This is a genomic window from Pseudomonas sp. SWI36 (genome assembly GCF_002948105.1).
Lineage (GTDB): Bacteria > Pseudomonadota > Gammaproteobacteria > Pseudomonadales > Pseudomonadaceae > Aquipseudomonas > Aquipseudomonas alloputida.
Window position 1 is genome coordinate 5,567,169 of record NZ_CP026675.1, and the last position, 15,071, is coordinate 5,582,239.

Annotated in this window: 16 protein-coding genes and 2 pseudogenes; 11 read left to right on the forward strand and 7 right to left on the reverse strand. The window is 63.5% G+C overall.

What is annotated here, in order from left to right:
- Positions 1–38: 38 nt before the first annotated feature.
- Positions 39–548: a GNAT family N-acetyltransferase gene (locus C4Q27_RS26535; protein WP_064492027.1), complete on the reverse strand. Its 510-nt coding sequence runs from the start codon at positions 546–548 to the stop codon at positions 39–41.
- 17 nt (positions 549–565) lie between these two features.
- Positions 566–1,279 (reverse strand): MgtC/SapB family protein, encoded by a 714-nt coding sequence (locus C4Q27_RS26540; protein WP_004374444.1) that lies wholly within the window; start codon positions 1,277–1,279, stop codon positions 566–568.
- 397 nt (positions 1,280–1,676) lie between these two features.
- Here C4Q27_RS26540 and C4Q27_RS26545 point away from each other — a divergent pair, with 397 nt between their 5' ends.
- Positions 1,677–2,144 (forward strand): sterol desaturase family protein, encoded by a 468-nt coding sequence (locus tag C4Q27_RS26545; protein ID WP_020190834.1) that lies wholly within the window; start codon positions 1,677–1,679, stop codon positions 2,142–2,144.
- Positions 2,145–2,187: 43 nt separating this feature from the next.
- Here the strand turns inward: C4Q27_RS26545 and C4Q27_RS26550 are convergent, their stop codons facing one another.
- Positions 2,188–3,081: a bile acid:sodium symporter family protein gene (locus C4Q27_RS26550; RefSeq protein ID WP_012052327.1), complete on the reverse strand. Its 894-nt coding sequence runs from the start codon at positions 3,079–3,081 to the stop codon at positions 2,188–2,190.
- A gap of 184 nt (positions 3,082–3,265) precedes the next feature.
- Between C4Q27_RS26550 and C4Q27_RS26555 the strand changes: the two genes are divergently transcribed.
- From C4Q27_RS26555 to C4Q27_RS26600, 10 genes and pseudogenes are all read left to right on the forward strand, one after another.
- The gene (locus C4Q27_RS26555; RefSeq protein ID WP_104887639.1) at positions 3,266–4,129 is read left to right on the forward strand and encodes a Dyp-type peroxidase; all 864 of its coding nucleotides are present in this window, start codon (positions 3,266–3,268) and stop codon (positions 4,127–4,129) included.
- An 89-nt stretch (positions 4,130–4,218) separates the two neighbouring features.
- On the forward strand, positions 4,219–5,130 hold the full coding sequence (locus C4Q27_RS26560) for an aldo/keto reductase (RefSeq protein WP_104887640.1): 912 nt from the start codon (positions 4,219–4,221) through the stop codon (positions 5,128–5,130).
- A gap of 4 nt (positions 5,131–5,134) precedes the next feature.
- Positions 5,135–6,418: an NTP/NDP exchange transporter gene (locus C4Q27_RS26565; protein ID WP_064492031.1), complete on the forward strand. Its 1,284-nt coding sequence runs from the start codon at positions 5,135–5,137 to the stop codon at positions 6,416–6,418.
- 204 nt (positions 6,419–6,622) lie between these two features.
- A pseudogene (locus tag C4Q27_RS26570) lies at positions 6,623–6,748 on the forward strand (general stress protein); the annotation flags it as partial.
- 58 nt (positions 6,749–6,806) lie between these two features.
- Positions 6,807–7,004 carry a hypothetical protein gene (locus tag C4Q27_RS26575; RefSeq protein ID WP_020190830.1) on the forward strand — a complete coding sequence of 66 codons (198 nt, stop codon included), beginning with the start codon at positions 6,807–6,809 and terminating at the stop codon, positions 7,002–7,004.
- A gap of 18 nt (positions 7,005–7,022) precedes the next feature.
- Positions 7,023–8,354, forward strand: a complete 1,332-nt coding sequence (locus C4Q27_RS26580) for an iron-containing redox enzyme family protein (protein WP_104887641.1) — start codon at positions 7,023–7,025, stop codon at positions 8,352–8,354.
- Positions 8,354–9,307, forward strand: coding sequence for a class I SAM-dependent methyltransferase (locus C4Q27_RS26585; RefSeq protein ID WP_104887642.1), 954 nt, complete (start codon positions 8,354–8,356; stop codon positions 9,305–9,307). The genes C4Q27_RS26580 and C4Q27_RS26585 overlap by 1 nt, the downstream gene beginning before the upstream one ends.
- 6 nt (positions 9,308–9,313) lie before the next feature.
- Positions 9,314–10,420, forward strand: a complete 1,107-nt coding sequence (locus C4Q27_RS26590) for a carboxylate-amine ligase (RefSeq protein ID WP_064492034.1) — start codon at positions 9,314–9,316, stop codon at positions 10,418–10,420.
- A gap of 56 nt (positions 10,421–10,476) precedes the next feature.
- Complete coding sequence (locus C4Q27_RS26595) at positions 10,477–11,064, forward strand: nucleosidase (RefSeq protein WP_104887643.1); 588 nt, start codon at positions 10,477–10,479, stop codon at positions 11,062–11,064.
- Between the two features lie 85 nt (positions 11,065–11,149).
- Positions 11,150–11,970, forward strand: a pseudogene (locus C4Q27_RS26600) (Ku protein).
- 22 nt (positions 11,971–11,992) lie between these two features.
- Here the strand turns inward: C4Q27_RS26600 and C4Q27_RS26605 are convergent.
- The 4 genes from C4Q27_RS26605 to C4Q27_RS26620 are packed head-to-tail and all read right to left on the reverse strand — an operon-like array spanning position 11,993 to position 15,055.
- On the reverse strand, positions 11,993–12,652 hold the full coding sequence (locus C4Q27_RS26605) for a glycosyltransferase family 2 protein (protein ID WP_029615402.1): 660 nt from the start codon (positions 12,650–12,652) through the stop codon (positions 11,993–11,995).
- A complete protein-coding gene (locus C4Q27_RS26610) occupies positions 12,649–13,248 on the reverse strand; it encodes a bifunctional 2-polyprenyl-6-hydroxyphenol methylase/3-demethylubiquinol 3-O-methyltransferase UbiG (protein ID WP_064492037.1) in 600 nt (199 codons plus the stop codon). The genes C4Q27_RS26605 and C4Q27_RS26610 overlap by 4 nt, the downstream gene beginning before the upstream one ends.
- A gap of 11 nt (positions 13,249–13,259) precedes the next feature.
- Positions 13,260–14,015, reverse strand: coding sequence for a PIG-L deacetylase family protein (locus C4Q27_RS26615; protein WP_064492038.1), 756 nt, complete (start codon positions 14,013–14,015; stop codon positions 13,260–13,262).
- The gene (locus C4Q27_RS26620) at positions 14,012–15,055 is read right to left on the reverse strand and encodes an acyl-CoA dehydrogenase family protein (RefSeq protein ID WP_064492039.1); all 1,044 of its coding nucleotides are present in this window, start codon (positions 15,053–15,055) and stop codon (positions 14,012–14,014) included. The genes C4Q27_RS26615 and C4Q27_RS26620 overlap by 4 nt, the downstream gene beginning before the upstream one ends.
- Positions 15,056–15,071: the final 16 nt, after the last annotated feature.

Genomic DNA, 15,071 nt, shown 5'->3' on the forward strand with positions numbered 1-15,071 from the left:
GGCTGGAGATCGCGGGGGCACCATGCGGCGCGATGAAACTAGAGCCCCACGTTCAGACGCATTGCACAACGCCCGAGAAGACCGTGAGCATGCTCGCTGGCCAGGATGCCACGGAGTCGTTCGCAAAGCCGGCTATCCTGAAGCATCTCAAACCCGAAACGGGCATAAAACGGAGCATTCCAAGGCACATCCACAAAGGTGGTCAGCGTCAGCTCGCGTACACCGGCGCAGCGCGCTGCATCGACCACTTGCTGCAGCAACCGGCGCCCGACACCTTGCCCTTGGGCCTCCTGGCACACCGATATTTCATGAAGGTGCAATGCCTGATCCGCCAGCCGGGCGCATGCAAAACCCACAATGCGCCCAGTCGCGTCCTGCGCCACCCAACTACCCCCTGCCTCGACGAAAGCCCTGTGCGCCGCGCAATCCATGACTTCGCCTTGCGCCAGCCAGGCCAGTGCCGGCCAACTGGCAAAGGCCTGGGCTGCCGAGCGCTCGACGTCCGGCAGCCACGTGATGTCTGGTTCAAGGGTCGGGCGGATAAGCATGAATCACTCCTGTCGTTCTAATCCGTCGCCAGCACCTGCGGCTGCAATTGCCAGCGCACCGAGCTTACACCTTTCTCCAGGCTGACCCTGCTGACCAGGCGCTCCAGTTGCGCCGGCGCCTGCGCGGTGCCCAACAGCTCGGCGCGCACTTCCAGGCGCGCAGGGTTGTCCAGGTCCTGGCTCTGCAACGACTGCAGGCGCAGCTGTGGATCGCCCAGGCTGTGCAGCATCAGGCTACGCACCTGGATCTCGTCCTCGCCGCGGCAGACGATACGGACTTCGAAGTGCTGTTCCACCTCGCTGGCCGGCACCACGTCCTGACGGTCCAGACGCTGGGCGATATCACGCAACAGGATGTTGGCGCAGAGCACCACCAGGCTACCCAGTGCCGCCTCCATCATCAGCCCGAGGCTGCACAGCACGCCGACCGCAGCCGTGCACCACAAGGTGGCCGCGGTGTTCAGGCCACGTACATTGAAACCATCGCGCATGATGACGCCACCGCCGAGAAAGCCGATGCCCGACACCACATAGGCTGCGACCCGCGACGCATCGGCAGGCGCCATGCCTGGCACCGCCTGGGTCATCAATACGAACAGGCAGGCACCGGTACTGACCAGCGCATTGGTGCGCAGCCCGGTCAGGCGTTGGCGCAATTGCCGTTCGGCACCGATCAGCGCCCCCAGCACCAGGGCAATGCTGACGCGCAGCAGAAATACTTTCCAATCCATAGCAAACCTCTTCCGCAGGCACACGCCCGCATGAACGCCATCAGTTGGCGCGGTTGAAATAACCAGAAATTGCGCAGGACCACGCGGAGGGAAGGAGAAGCGGGGGTTACGGGAAACCACCGTCTTGCCAGAGCGGCCAGACAGTGCGGAACACTGCCGGGCTAGCGCGCCACGCGGGCCTGTCGCAAGCGACTGGGGCTACTGTCCAAGGCAGGTCTCCTGTTGAGGAAGGCAAAATTGCGTCGCGGACCATACGCCGCAGGGCAGAGCAGGTCAAGGGCAAAAACATGACAATGGCTTCATCCGGGAACGGCCTGCTGCCGGTCACGCCCACATGGAAAAAACCCTGGGCAGCCGGTAACCTTGCGCCTTCCTTTGCCATCACCCGGACCGTTCCATGCTGTTCAATCTCGCCATATTGTTCGGCACCCTGGTGGCCATGGAGGGCGTTGGTACACTGGCTCACAAGTACATCATGCATGGCTGGGGCTGGTGGCTGCACCGATCGCACCATGAGCCACACCTGGGCATGCTTGAAACCAACGACCTGTACCTGGTGGCCTTGGGGCTGATCGCCACGGTGCTGGTGGCGCTGGGCAAAAGTGGTTATGCGCCTTTGCAGTGGGTAGGCGGTGGTGTGGCAGGCTATGGTGCACTGTATGTACTGGCCCACGACGGTTTCTTTCACCGGCACTGGCCGCGCAAGCCGCGGCCGGTCAACCGCTACCTGAAACGCTTGCACCGCGCGCACCGCCTGCACCATGCGGTGAAGGGGCGCACGGGGAGCGTGTCGTTCGGGTTCTTCTATGCGCCGCCGCTGAAGGTGTTGAAGCAGCAATTGCGCAGCAGGCGCAGCCAATCGTGACGCATCCCTGGCACGCCCGGCACCTGCCGGGCATCGGGTGACATCAGTTCACGGTTTCACCCTTGGGCTCTGCCGCCACATGCCCGCGGCTCACCCACCAGCCAAACCCGGCCGCGGTAAAGAACATGATCAAGCTGTACAACGCAGCCGGCACCGCCATGGTCGCGTTGTTCAGCAACGAAGGGCTCAACGCCAGGGCAATCGCCAAGGTCCCGTTATGGATGCCAATTTCCATACCAATCGCAATCGCCTGGCGCTTGGGAATGTTCAACAGCCGCGGCACCCAATAGCCCACCGTCAGGCTCAGCAGGTTGAACAGCAGCGCCGCCAGGCCCACCACCGGTGCGTACTCGACCACTGTCTGCCAGTCCTTGGCCAATGCCAGGACGATGGTGAAGGCCAGGAACAGCGCAGCCACCAGCTTCATCGGTTTTTCCATGCGCGCAGCGAACGCCGGGGCGAAATGGCGAATCAGCATGCCCAGCGCCACCGGCAGCAAGACGATGGCGAACACCTGCATGACCTTGGCGAACTGCAGTGGAATAGCCTGGTCCGAGGCCATGAACCAGCTCAGCGACAGGTTCACCAGCAACGGCATGGTCAGGATCGCGATCAGTGAGTTGACCGCCGTCAGGGTGATGTTCAATGCCACGTCACCGTGGGCCAGATGGCTGAACAGGTTGGCCGTGGTACCGCCCGGCGAAGCAGCCAGCAGCATCAACCCCACTGCCAGGGCAGATTCCAGGCCAAAGCCGTTGGCGATCAGGAAGCACACCAGCGGCAACAGCAGGATCTGGCACACCAGGCCCACCACCACGGGCTTTGGATACTTCACTACGCGCGCGAAGTCAGCCAGGGTAAGCGACAGCCCAAGGCCAAGCATGATGATGCCCAGGGCAAGCGGCAGAAACGCAGTGAGCAGGGGCGAGGCGGTCATGAGTGGTCTCTCGGGCGAAGGATCTGAAGCAGTGTAGGTCGGCCTTGATTGATAGCTAATTGCAAAGGGCCAGCTCTTGGTAACCGTTTGTTACCACGTGCAGCGGCTGGCGAGGCTGCATGCCGCATTGCAGCAGGCATGCAGGCGAAGTAGCATTCCGTTTTTACCTTAGGATTAACCTGATATGCCGTTCCAGCAAGGTCTGCTTGCCACCCCGGTGCCGGCCCACGCCCGTCACCTGTTCTTCACCCTGCAGTCGCCCGAGGCGTTGCCTGCCGCGCTGGATGCCTTGCTGCCGCAGGTCGATGGCAAACAGTTGCTGCTGGGCGTAGGCGCCCCCTTGGCCAAGGCCCTGGGCCGGGAAATACCAGGCCTGCGCCCGTTCCCGCTGCTGGATGCTGCAGTGGAGAACCCCAGCACCCAACACGCCCTGTGGCTGTGGCTGCGTGGCGACGAACGTGGCGACCTGCTGCTGCGCGCCCAGGCCCTGGAGCAGGCGCTGGCACCCGCCCTGAGCCTGGCCGACAGCGTTGATGGTTTCCTGCACCGGGGCGGCCATGACCTTACCGGTTATGAAGACGGCACCGAAAACCCGGCAGACGAAGAGGCGGTGCAAGCGGCCATTGCCGCAGATGGCTCCAGCTTTGCCGCGTTCCAGTTGTGGAAGCACGACCTGCAATACTTCAAGTCGCTGCCTCAGGCTGACCAGGACAACATCATCGGCCGTCGCTTGAGCGATAACGAAGAACTCGACGACGCCCCCGCGTCCGCGCACGTCAAGCGCACCGCCCAGGAAAGCTTTGAACCCGAGGCGTTCATGGTCCGTCGCTCGGTATCCTGGGCCGACCAACGCGGCGCCGGCCTGGCTTTCGTCGCCCTGGGCAAGAGTTTCGAGGCATTCGAAGTGCAGCTGCGGCGCATGAGTGGCCTGGAAGACGGCATCATCGACGGGCTGTACCGCTTTAGCCGCCCGCTGACGGGGGGCTACTACTGGTGCCCGCCAATGAGCGAGACGGGTGTCGATCTGAGCCCCTTGCTGCGGGCCTGATCTCTAAACATCCGGATACAGAAACACCCGCAGGCGAGGGATAGAGCGGCTAGCCTTGAAAGTTTCCGATTCATGACGGGAGATTTTCCATGTACGCACGTCGTGAAGTCCTACGCGCAGGTGCAACATTGGGGTTGCTGGCCGCCGCCAGCCCTTGGCTGCACGCTGCCGCGCCGGCGGGTTTGCTTGCGCGCAAAGTCCCGTCCACCGGTGAAGCGTTGCCGGTGATCGGTGCCGGTACGTCGGGCAGTTTCGAGGTAGAAAGCGGTTCGCCCCAGTACCTTCAGCTCAAAACGGTGCTCAAGGCATTTTTCGAAGGCGGCGGCCGGGTGATCGACACCTCGCCCAACTACGGGGGCGCCGACAGCATTCTCGGCCAGTTGCTGGAAGAGGGCGGCTGGCACCGACAGTGCTTCCTTGCCACCAAGATCGCCGCCAATAGCCGGGCTGAAGCCCAGGCGCAGTGGGCCGGCAGCCTCAAGAGCCTGCGCACCGACAAGGTCGACTTGCTGCAGATTCACAACCTGCGTGACTGGCAGACGCAGCTGCCTTATGCCCGCGAGCTGAAGCAGCAGGGCGGGACACGTTATGTCGGCATCACCCATTACCTGAACAGTGGCCACGACGACGTCGCCCGTATCGTGCGCAGCGAGCCGCCGGACTTCATCCAGATCAACTACTCGGTCAACGCGCCGGACGCTGCCCGGGAACTGCTGCCGCTGTGCCAGGACAAGGGCGTTGCGGTGTTGATCAATCGGGCCTTCGACGATGGCCGGCTGTTCGCCCGGGTCAAAGGCCAGGCCTTGCCGGGCTGGGCTGCCGAAGCAGGCATCGGCAGCTGGGCACAGCTGTTTCTCAAGTTCGCCATCAGTCACCCGGCAGTGACCACGGTCATACCCGCTACCAGTCGACCTGACCGCCAGCTCGATCAGCTCAAGGCCGGGCATGAGCCAATGCTCACCCGGGCGCAGCAACAGGCGCTGATCACGCAGTTTGCCTGACACCATGCAAACCTGGCGGCGGCGCCTGGACCAAGGGCTGAACATCCAGCCTGGTGAGGGGCCGGCGGTCATCGCCGGCTTGCTGCTGTTCTATCTGCTGTTCACTGGTTACTTCATGCTGCGCCCGGTACGCGAAACCATGGGCGTTGCCGGTGGCGTGGAAAACCTGCAGTGGCTGTTCACCGGCACCTTCCTTGCCACGTTGGCGTGCCTGCCGCTGTTTGGCTGGCTGGCCTCCAGGGTGCAGCGCAGGCATATCCTGCCTTGGACCTATGGTTTTTTCTCCAGCAACCTGTTGCTGTTCGCGGCACTTTTAGCCGGTAACCCTGACAATCTCTGGACCGCCCGGGCGTTCTATATCTGGCTGTCGGTGTTCAATTTGCTGACGATCTCGCTGGCCTGGAGCGTGCTCGCCGATCTGTTTTCCACCGCCCAAGGCAAGCGGCTGTTCGGTCTGCTGGCAGCCGGGGCCAGCCTGGGCGGGCTCAGTGGCCCCGTGCTTGGCACGTTGCTGGTGGCGCCGCTCGGCCATGCCGGGTTGCTGGTGCTGGCGGCGGTGTTTCTGCTGGGCAGTATCGGCGCGACACTGTTCCTGCAACGCTGGCGAGCACGCCAACCTATTGCGATGCAAACCAAACACCAGGACGCGCGGCCACTGGGTGGCAACCCGTTTACCGGCGCCACCGCCGTCCTGCGCTCGCCCTATCTGCTAGGCATCGCTTTGTTCGTGGTATTGCTGGCCAGCGTCAGCACATTCCTGTACTTCGAGCAGGCGCGTATTGTCAGCGAAACCTTCACTGACCGCACCCGGCAGACACAGGTGTTCGGCCTGATCGACACGGTTGTGCAGGCCCTGGCCATCCTCACCCAGGTCTTTCTTACCGGGCGTCTGGCCCGTCGGCTGGGTGTCGGTGTGTTGCTGGTTGCAGTGCCGCTGATAATGGCTGCCGGCTTCTTGTGGCTGGCACTGGCCCCGGTGTTTGCCCTGTTCGTGGTGGTGATGGTGGTGCGCCGGGCAGGTGAATACGCACTGGTGCGGCCAGGGCGGGAGATGCTGTTCACCGTGCTGCCCGCCGAGGACAAGTACAAAGCCAAGAACTTCATCGACACGGTGGTCTACCGTGGCGGCGATGCGCTGAGCGGCTGGGTCAAGCGTGGGTTGGACGTCATGGGCGAGCACCCGCAATTGGCGATGCTGATCGGCGCGCTGCTTGCCGTGGGCTGGGCCGCGACGGGTGGCTGGCTGGGCCGGCGCCAGGCGCGCATGGATAGCCCGCCGCACCACTGACACGCGCACCAAATACGGCGATGCCGCTTATTTAACGCCACCGGTCCGAACCTCTCGTAATAAAGCGAATCTGCCGATATCGCCGAACTCCGAATCTGTGTACGGCATCTTGCCGTGCATTCCGAAGTCATATGAGGTTTGAACACCATGGCCACTAAAGACAACAGCCGCACCGGCAATCAACAAGGCAGCCAAGGCGGTAACAAGAACCCGGGCAATTTCGCCAATGACCGTGAAAAAGCCTCCGAAGCCGGTCGCAAAGGCGGCCAGTCCTCGGGCGGCAACATGCCCCACGACCGCGAGTCGGGCCACAAGGGCGGCCGTTCGTAACTGACCGAGGCGCAGTGCCGGGGCGACCTGGCACTGCAATTATCCAAGGGGGTACTCCATGCGCCTGACTCCACTGATCATCCTGATGGGTTCGCTGAGTTTGGTCGGCGGTTGTTTCGACCGCGACAATGACCACCCCGGCAAAGATTCGGACCCCAGCAAACCTTCGCTGCAGATGCAGCAACCGGATAACAAGCCTGCACCGCAGCCTGCGCCCGACCCCGAGCCGATGCCGGGGCAGAAGCCGAGCCAGTAAGTAGACAAGGAGCACGGCATGACGGTGATGAACCGCAATACTGCAAGCGCTGGGCAAGTGGCCGCCGAATCGACCAGTCTGCGACAACGCTATGAAACAATGCTCGCAGGGCAGGATGCTGGCAGCGCCTCATGGCTCGAGGAGCAACTGGCGGGTGCCGCAAGCATGCCGGACGACTTGCCCGACACACCGTCCGAGTTGCCCGACTGGAGCAGAAAGCATACTGCCAAGGTCGCCGAGGCCTATACCCGTTACCTGGCACAACGCCGTCAAGGCATGCCACGCCGTTACTTTTCCAACCGCGCCCACGCATTGTGGTTCCTGCAACAGGTTGCGCCGACCAAGGCCGTCGACGGCGCCTGGCTACAGGGCACCCTGCATCACTGGCGCGATCCACGTTACCACGGGCTGATTCGCACTTACCTGGAAGAGCTCGGCAACGGCGACCCACGCTGCAATCATGTGCTGATCTATCAGCGTCTGCTTGGTCGCCTGGGTTGCGTAGAGGCCATGCCCCTGGATGACACGCGATATCTGCAAGGGGCCCTGCAACTTGCCCTGGGGCAGCATTGCGACAGTTACCTGCCAGAGGTGGTTGGCTACAACCTCGGTTATGAACAGCCACCGCTGCATCTGCTGATCACCACGTACGAGCTGGCCGAGCTGGGCATCGACGGGCAGTATTTTCAGCTGCACGTGACCATCGACAATGCCGCCAGCGGCCACGCGCGCCTGGCAATCCAGGCATTGAACCAGCTAAGCCCCCCGCGTGCCCCCCAGGGGTTCTACGCGAGGGTGCGCCGCGGCTACCGTCTGAATGACCGGGGTATCGCCACGCCAGACCTCATCCGCCAATTCGACCTGCAAGGCGAACTGTTCGCAGCCTTGGAACGCAAGCGGGTATACGGCCAGTTCATGCATGCCGACCATTGCCGTCTGCAGCAGCGCACGATCAATCAATGGCTGGCCGAACCCGGCGCCATGCCCGCATTCGTTGCCGCATTACAGGCTCATGGCTGGATCCGCAGAGGGCAGCCGCCAGCTAACAGCCGCTGGTGGACGCTGATCGAGGGGCCGTCTGCGGCGATGTTCGGTGTCTTCAACGCCTATGAAAAACAGCTTTGGCATGACTGGATCGCCGACGACTGGCGGCCGTCCATCCGCCGCGTGGCCCCTGGCAGTTGGGGGCTGCCGGAGGTGCATGAGGAAATACCCGGCGACGCCTTGAATGTGGCCCCCGAGGCCTTGATCCAGAGGATGGCTGGCAACCGCCACGCCACGCCGGACGGTCTGTCTGCCACGCGCGCCTACATGCGCGTAACCGGGCTGCGCCAGGAGGAACCGCGTTGATGATGCTTGCGCCCAGTCAAATGGAGGCAGACCAGGCGTTGCTGCAACTGGGACAGCGCCTGCGTGCCGATGGATACCGCTTTACCTGCGTAACGCCCGCCACCCACGCGCGCGTCAATGCCCGCGTGGGCTGCGGGCAGGCCAGCACCCTGCGCGATGTATTCGGCTGGAGCCGGCCTTTCGACCCCGGTTTGCTGTCGGAAGATCAGTTGCAGTTGCTCGAACGTGCGCAGGCGTTAGTTGCGCAGGGTGAACTGCTGACCAGCACGGTACGCTGGTCCAGCCTGGATGAATTTCTGTTGCTGCATTCGGCGTTTCCAACCGACGCCAGCGATGCCGTGTTCTTCGGCCCGGACAGTTACCGCTTTGCCCAGGTCATTCACGATCACCTTCAGCACTGCCCCGCGCGGGTCGAGCATGCAGTGGATATCGGCTGTGGCAGCGGGGTGGGCGCCTTGCTGATTGCCCGCGCCGCCCAGCACGCACAGGTCAGCGCCGTTGACATCAACCCCCTGGCACTGCGCTATACGGCAATCAATGCAGCCCTGGCGGGTGTGAGTAACGTGTCGGTCGAGCCCAGCGACTTGCTGGACGGTATCAGCGGCACGTTCGACCTGATCGTTGCCAACCCGCCCTACATGCTTGACCCCAACGCCCGCCTGTACCGTCACGGCGGAGGCGCGCTAGGCGTCGACCTGTCGTTACGTATCGTGGAGCAGGCTCGCGATCGGCTGAGCCGCCACGGTACGTTGCTGCTGTACACAGGCGTGGCCATTGTCGAAGGCCGCGATGCCTTGCTCGAAGCCATCCGCCTGCGCCTGGCCGGTCCGGATTGGGCCTGGGTGTATCGGGAAATCGACCCCGATGTATTTGGCGAGCAACTGGCTGAGCCGGGCTATGAACAGGTCGAGCGCATCGCCGCCGTGGCGCTCACCGTTACCCGCAGCCGCTGAGTCAGCATGATCCGGCCCTGTACGTTCGGCATCGAGGAAGAGTACCTGCTGGTGAAACTGGGCTCGGGTCAGGTTACGGCTACACCGTCACCCGTGGTGATGGGGCGCTGCCGTGAAGCACTTGGCCGCTATTTCGCCCAGGAAATGTTCCGCAGCCAGATCGAGCTGGCGTCGCCGGTGTTCACCAACCTGTATGAAGCACGTGAGTTTTTCCAGCGCAGCCGTCAACGGCTGCGCGTGGCATTGGCCGAAGAGGGGATGGGGCCATACGCTGCGGCAAGCCACCCCTGCGCCGCGTGGCTGCTGCAGAAGCCCGCGGCACAAGGGCACTATAAGCAGCTGTTCGATGACTACCGCCATGTGGCAAGGCGTAGCCTGCTCAATGGCCTGCATGTGCACGTTGGCGTGCCGCCGGCTTGTGACCGCATGCAACTGATCAACCGCCTTTTGCCCTGGTTACCGTTGTTGCTGGCGTTGAGCACTTCGTCGCCCCTGTGGGCTGGCCAGCCTACCGGGTACATGAGCTATCGCCGTGTGATCTGTGGTGAGTGGCCGCACATGGGCTTGCCCGAAGCGTTGCCGGACTGGGCCGCCTATGAACGCTACCGTACCCTGTTGCAGCGAACCGGTGCACTGGCTGCCGATGGCGACCTTTGGTGGGCAATCCGGCCTTCGCGGCGCTATCCGACAGTGGAGTTGCGCATCTGCGATGGCTGCCCGAATCTGGAAGACGTTCTGTGCATTGCAGCACTGTTTCGCCACCTAGTTGAACACAGCATTGCCTACCGCCATGACCCGCTGCCCAGCAGCCGCGAATTGCGCTGGATCGCCCAGGAGAACTACTGGCGTGCCATGCGCCATGGGCGCCACGCACAATTCATAGGTTGTCACGAGCAGCAGCCGGTCACGGCGCAAGGCTGGCTCGCCCAACTGCAGGCCCAGATGCCCATAGACAGCGCGGACGCCGAGCGCGCCTGCCAGCACGCCCTGCACGTGCTGCGCCATGGTACCCATGCCGACCAGCAATTGCTCTGCCTGGCACAGGCCAGGGCAGACGGGCTTGGCAAAGAGCAGGCGCTACGCGCCGTGGTGGCTGCCGGGACTTGCATTTAGCCCGGGTTGACCGACAATGGCCGCGCCCTTTGCAGCCACTCGGAAACACCTGCTCCATGATGCTTATCAAGCAATTCCCCGACATTTCCCTGGATGACACGCTGTTCGTCTTTGCCCTCGAGGCCGAGGCTGGCGATGTCTTTACCGAGGTGAACACCGTATTCACCGGCATTGGCAAGGTCAATGCCGCTATCGCCCTGACCAAGGCGATAGCCAGGCGCAGGCCCAAACTTATCGTCAACCTGGGCTCGGCTGGCAGCCAGCGTCATGGCAAGGGCGAAGTCGTGTGCTGTAACCGCTTCGTTCAACGCGACATGGATGTGACCGCACTGGGCTTTGCCCGTTATGAAACGCCCTTGTCCGACACCCCGGTGGTACTCCAACACGGGGTGGCAATACCCGGCCTGGCTGTGGAAGCCTGTGGCAGCGGTGACAGCTTCGAGATCAACCATGGCGACGCGCCTTATGACGTGGTCGACATGGAAGCCTACGTGCTGGCATTGATCGCGCGTGACGAAGGTATTCCGTTCGTGTGCCTTAAATACATTTCCGATGATGCCGGCAGCGATGCTGCGCAGGATTGGGCAGTGCAAGTGCACCTGGCGGCCGAAGCGTTCAAGCGGGTGCTGTTCAGCCAGGCGTGACAGTTGCCGCAGGGCAGGGCAGCTAAACCTTTGTCGCCCGGCGCAGTCACTTCTGGTATCAGCAGGCAACCCTGGGAGCACCCTCATGGCTCGGGCAATCTGGAAAGGCGCCATCAGTTTTGGCCTTGTGCACATCCCCGTGGCACTCAATACCGCCGTGCGCACCGAGCGCGTGGACTTCGACTGGCTGGACAAGCGCAGCATGGAGCCGGTCGGCTACAAGCGGGTGAACAAAGTGACCGGCAAGGAAATCGACAAGGACAATATCGTCAAGGGCGTAGAGTTCGAGAAGGGCCGCTATGTGGTGATCAGTGAGGAGGAGATCCGCAAGGCCCGGCCCGAAGCGACCCAGACGATCGATATCTTTTCCTTTGTGGAAGCGGGCGATATTCCGCTGCAGCATTTTGATACGCCGTACTACCTGACCCCGGACCGCCGTGGCGGCAAGGTGTACGCCTTGCTGCGCGAGACGCTGGAAAAGACCGGCAAGGTGGCACTGGCCACCGTGGTATTGCATACCCGGCAGCACTTGGCGCTGCTGCGGCCGCTGGACCAGGCGCTGGTGATGATCACCTTGCGCTGGCCTGAAGAGGTGCGCGGGCTGGAAACGCTGGAGCTCGATGCCAGCGTGACCGACAGCAAGGTGGAGAAGCGTGAGCTGGAGATGGCCAAGCGCCTGGTGGAGGACATGAGCGGGCCCTGGAACCCTGAGGATTATCACGACGCCTTCCGCCAGACGATCATGGACCTGGTGGAAGAGAAGGCCAGCAAGGGCAAGATCGAGGCGGTGGAGAAGGGCGACGCAGGGGGGCCGAGAAAGGTGCGGACATCCTCGACCTGACCGAACTGCTCAAGCGCAGCCTGGGTGGCAAGAAACCGGTGAAGAAAACGCGCAAGGCTTCATGAACACCGCCGAAATCCATTGATTTCAGGACTGCGCCTGCAACCCGGCCAGGTAATCACCAAACCCCTCGCGGGCGCGGCTGTCGCGCCGGCTGCTGGTGGCCACGCTATGCCTGGCGGTCCAGACGATCTGGGCGCCGCTGGCCTGCAGGTCGCTGACCAGTTGCACATCCTCATGCGCCGCCAGGGGCTGGAAGCCACCCACACGCTCGTAAGCATCGGCGCAGACCCCCAGATTCGCGCCATGCACATGCCGATGCCCTTCACAAGCCTGGTAGCGGCTCTGGTACAGCTTGCGCAGCGCGGCGGTCTGCCAGGGTTGCCAGTACTCGATATGCACGGTGCCGCAAACCACCTCGGCGCTACAGGCCAGCTGCGACAGCAGCCAGTGCGCCGGGACCCGGCTGTCCGCATCGGTGCACGCCAGCCATGTGGCGCCACGCTCGACCATGTGCGCGGCCCCCACACGACGTGCCATGCCGACATTACCGGCTTCCACCTCCAGCATGTGTACTCCGAAACGCCGCGCCACGGCGGCGCTGCCGTCGCTGCAACGGTCCAGTACCACCAGCACTTCCACGTGCAGTCCCGCTTGCTGCGCCTGCCGGGCAGCCACCAGCACCGCCCGCAGGCATCGTCCAAGGCGGCGGGCTTCGTTATGCGCCGGGATGACAACGGCGATCATGGGCAAGTCTCATCGAGATCGACGACGCTTGGCTGGCATGACCAGTATTCCAGCAAAAAGTCCGCCTCCTCATGCCGAAACTGCTGATGCAACGGCAGATGCCGGGTCAATAGGCGGTGCACTTCGCGACCGTCCTGCGGGCAACCCGCGATAGGGTGCTTCCAGTGGCAGGCCAGCAGCGCACCGTCGTAGCTGAGGCTGGCCAACGATTGTTCGATGACCTGCAGCCAGTCAGTGGGATCGAGGTAATAGCCCACCTCGCTGAGCACGATCAGGTCAAAGCGCCCGCCTGGCCAGTCCCCCGGTAACCGGGCCAGTTCGACCGAAGCATTGTGCAGGTGCGCCAGGCGTTCCCGGGCCAGGCCTACGGCCGTGGGGTCCAGGTCCTGGCACAGCAGGTCGGCGCAGCGTTCGGCCAGTAGCGCACTGAGCTCGCCATTTGCGCAGGCTGGCTCGAACACGCGCTGATAGCACTGCCGTGGCAGGCTGGCCATCACCAGCTCGCGTTTGCGCTTCTCGTACCAGCGGGTGCGAAAGGCCCAAGGGTCTTCATTGGTGGCGTATAGCTCGGCAAAATAGTGTGGATCGAGGCTCATGACAGCTCCATTCAAAGGAACACCAGTTCGAAAGGTTGCAGAAGGCAATCCAGCAGGTGCGGCGGTAGCACCGGCGGCTGCTCGCCGTCCGGCTGTAGCTGGCTGACATGGGCGGCCAAGGCCTTGCGCTTGCGTGCCAGACGGCTTTCATCGAGCTGCACGCGGTGCGCACGGGGCCATGGCAGGCGCGGGTCGTCAGGCTCGGCCCAGTGCCAGGCCCAGACCGGTACCTCAGCCAAGTGCACCCCACGGCTTGCCGCCGCCTGCGCAGCGGCGCGGCCGACGGCCTCGTGATCGCAATGGCCGTCACTGCGCCAGGTGGCCATCAGCAGGTCATCGGGTCGCAGTAGCTGGGTGAGGTGACGGGTCAGAAACGCTTCTTCGCGCGGCAACTGGCCATCCTTCAGATGGAGCCTGCGCCAGTCCAGGCGTTCAAGGTCCAGGTCGAGCTGTTGCAGCGCCTGTCGGCTTTCCTGGGGACGCTGGCGGCGCAGGCGATGTTCGGTCCACTGGCTGGAGCCAGGGTGGCTGCCTTCGCCGTCGGTGGCGGAGATCAGCACCAGCTCATCCTCACGCCCCTTGAAGCCTGCCAGCAGGCCGCCGGCCATGAGAATTTCGTCATCCGGATGCGGTGCAATCAATACCAGCCGGCGCCCCGGCGGGCACAGTTGGCGTGAGTCGAGCCAGGTCGCACGCGCCAGGTGCGCGCTTTGCTGCCAGGCTGCCCAAGGCGTGCCGCCCGCGGACTGGATCAGGTTCTGGCTCATAGTTGCCACACCCCGGCTGGCAACTGGGCCAGCTGCTGGCCCAGCATCGCCAGATCACGCTCGGCGTGGCTCTGACGCAGGAACACCGGCAGGTCGGCGCTCAGCCGGGCAAAATGACTGCTGCGACAGAACGGCGTGGCCCCCAAGGCACGCCCGACGTGGCTGATGACCTGCTCTACGGCCTGTTCTACCTGGGCGCGGGTGCGGCGAACTTCGAAACTGGCATCCACACCGGGCTGTTGATCGATCCAGGCAGCACATTCACGCAGTGACGCACGGGCGCCATGCAATGCAGCGTCCACAGCGCCCAGATGCGCATCGGCATGCGGGTCTGGGCGGGGTTTGCGGCAATGTTCACGCAGGTAATCCGCCAGCGCCTCGGCCGCGCCGTACCAGCAGGCGGCGATACCCGCACCGCCTTGCCAGAAGCCAGGGCGCGAGAGGTATTGGCCTGGCGTGCCGATGAGCGTGCCTGGGGTATCGTTGAACGCCACCTCGACACTGGCGGTAGTGGCCATGCCAACGGCCTGCCAGTGCTCGATGTTCAGGCCCTGGCTTGGCTGTGACAGCTCGATTGCCACCAATTGCGGCTGCTCGGCCTCATCCCAGGCAGTAATCAGCGCGCGATCGATCTGCAAGGCACCGGAACACCAGGCCTTGGTGCCGTTGAGGCGCACCTGGTCACCTTCACGCGCAGTGATGTGGACCCGCGCATCGGGTGGCTCGGCCGCCCACACGCCCCAGATGCCGTCGTTGGCGTGGTGCGCTGCGCCGCATTCCGCCAGGATCGCCAAGGCATCGGTATGGCCCTCATAGAGCTTGGCCAGTGCAAGGTCACAGCCGGCCACCCGTGCCAAGGTCTGCCAGCGACGCAAGGTGTTGCCTTGCCCCGGCAACGGTAGCAGGTCGAGGTGATCAGCTTGCAGCGCCTGGATCAGTTGCGGCAATTGGGTATCGAGGTTGAGCGGTAGCTGGCGTTCGCCAAAGGTGCGTAAAAGGCGGTCAAGGGTGGTCAGGTTGAAGTCCTGAACGATGCTCATGGGCGGGCCTCCCGGG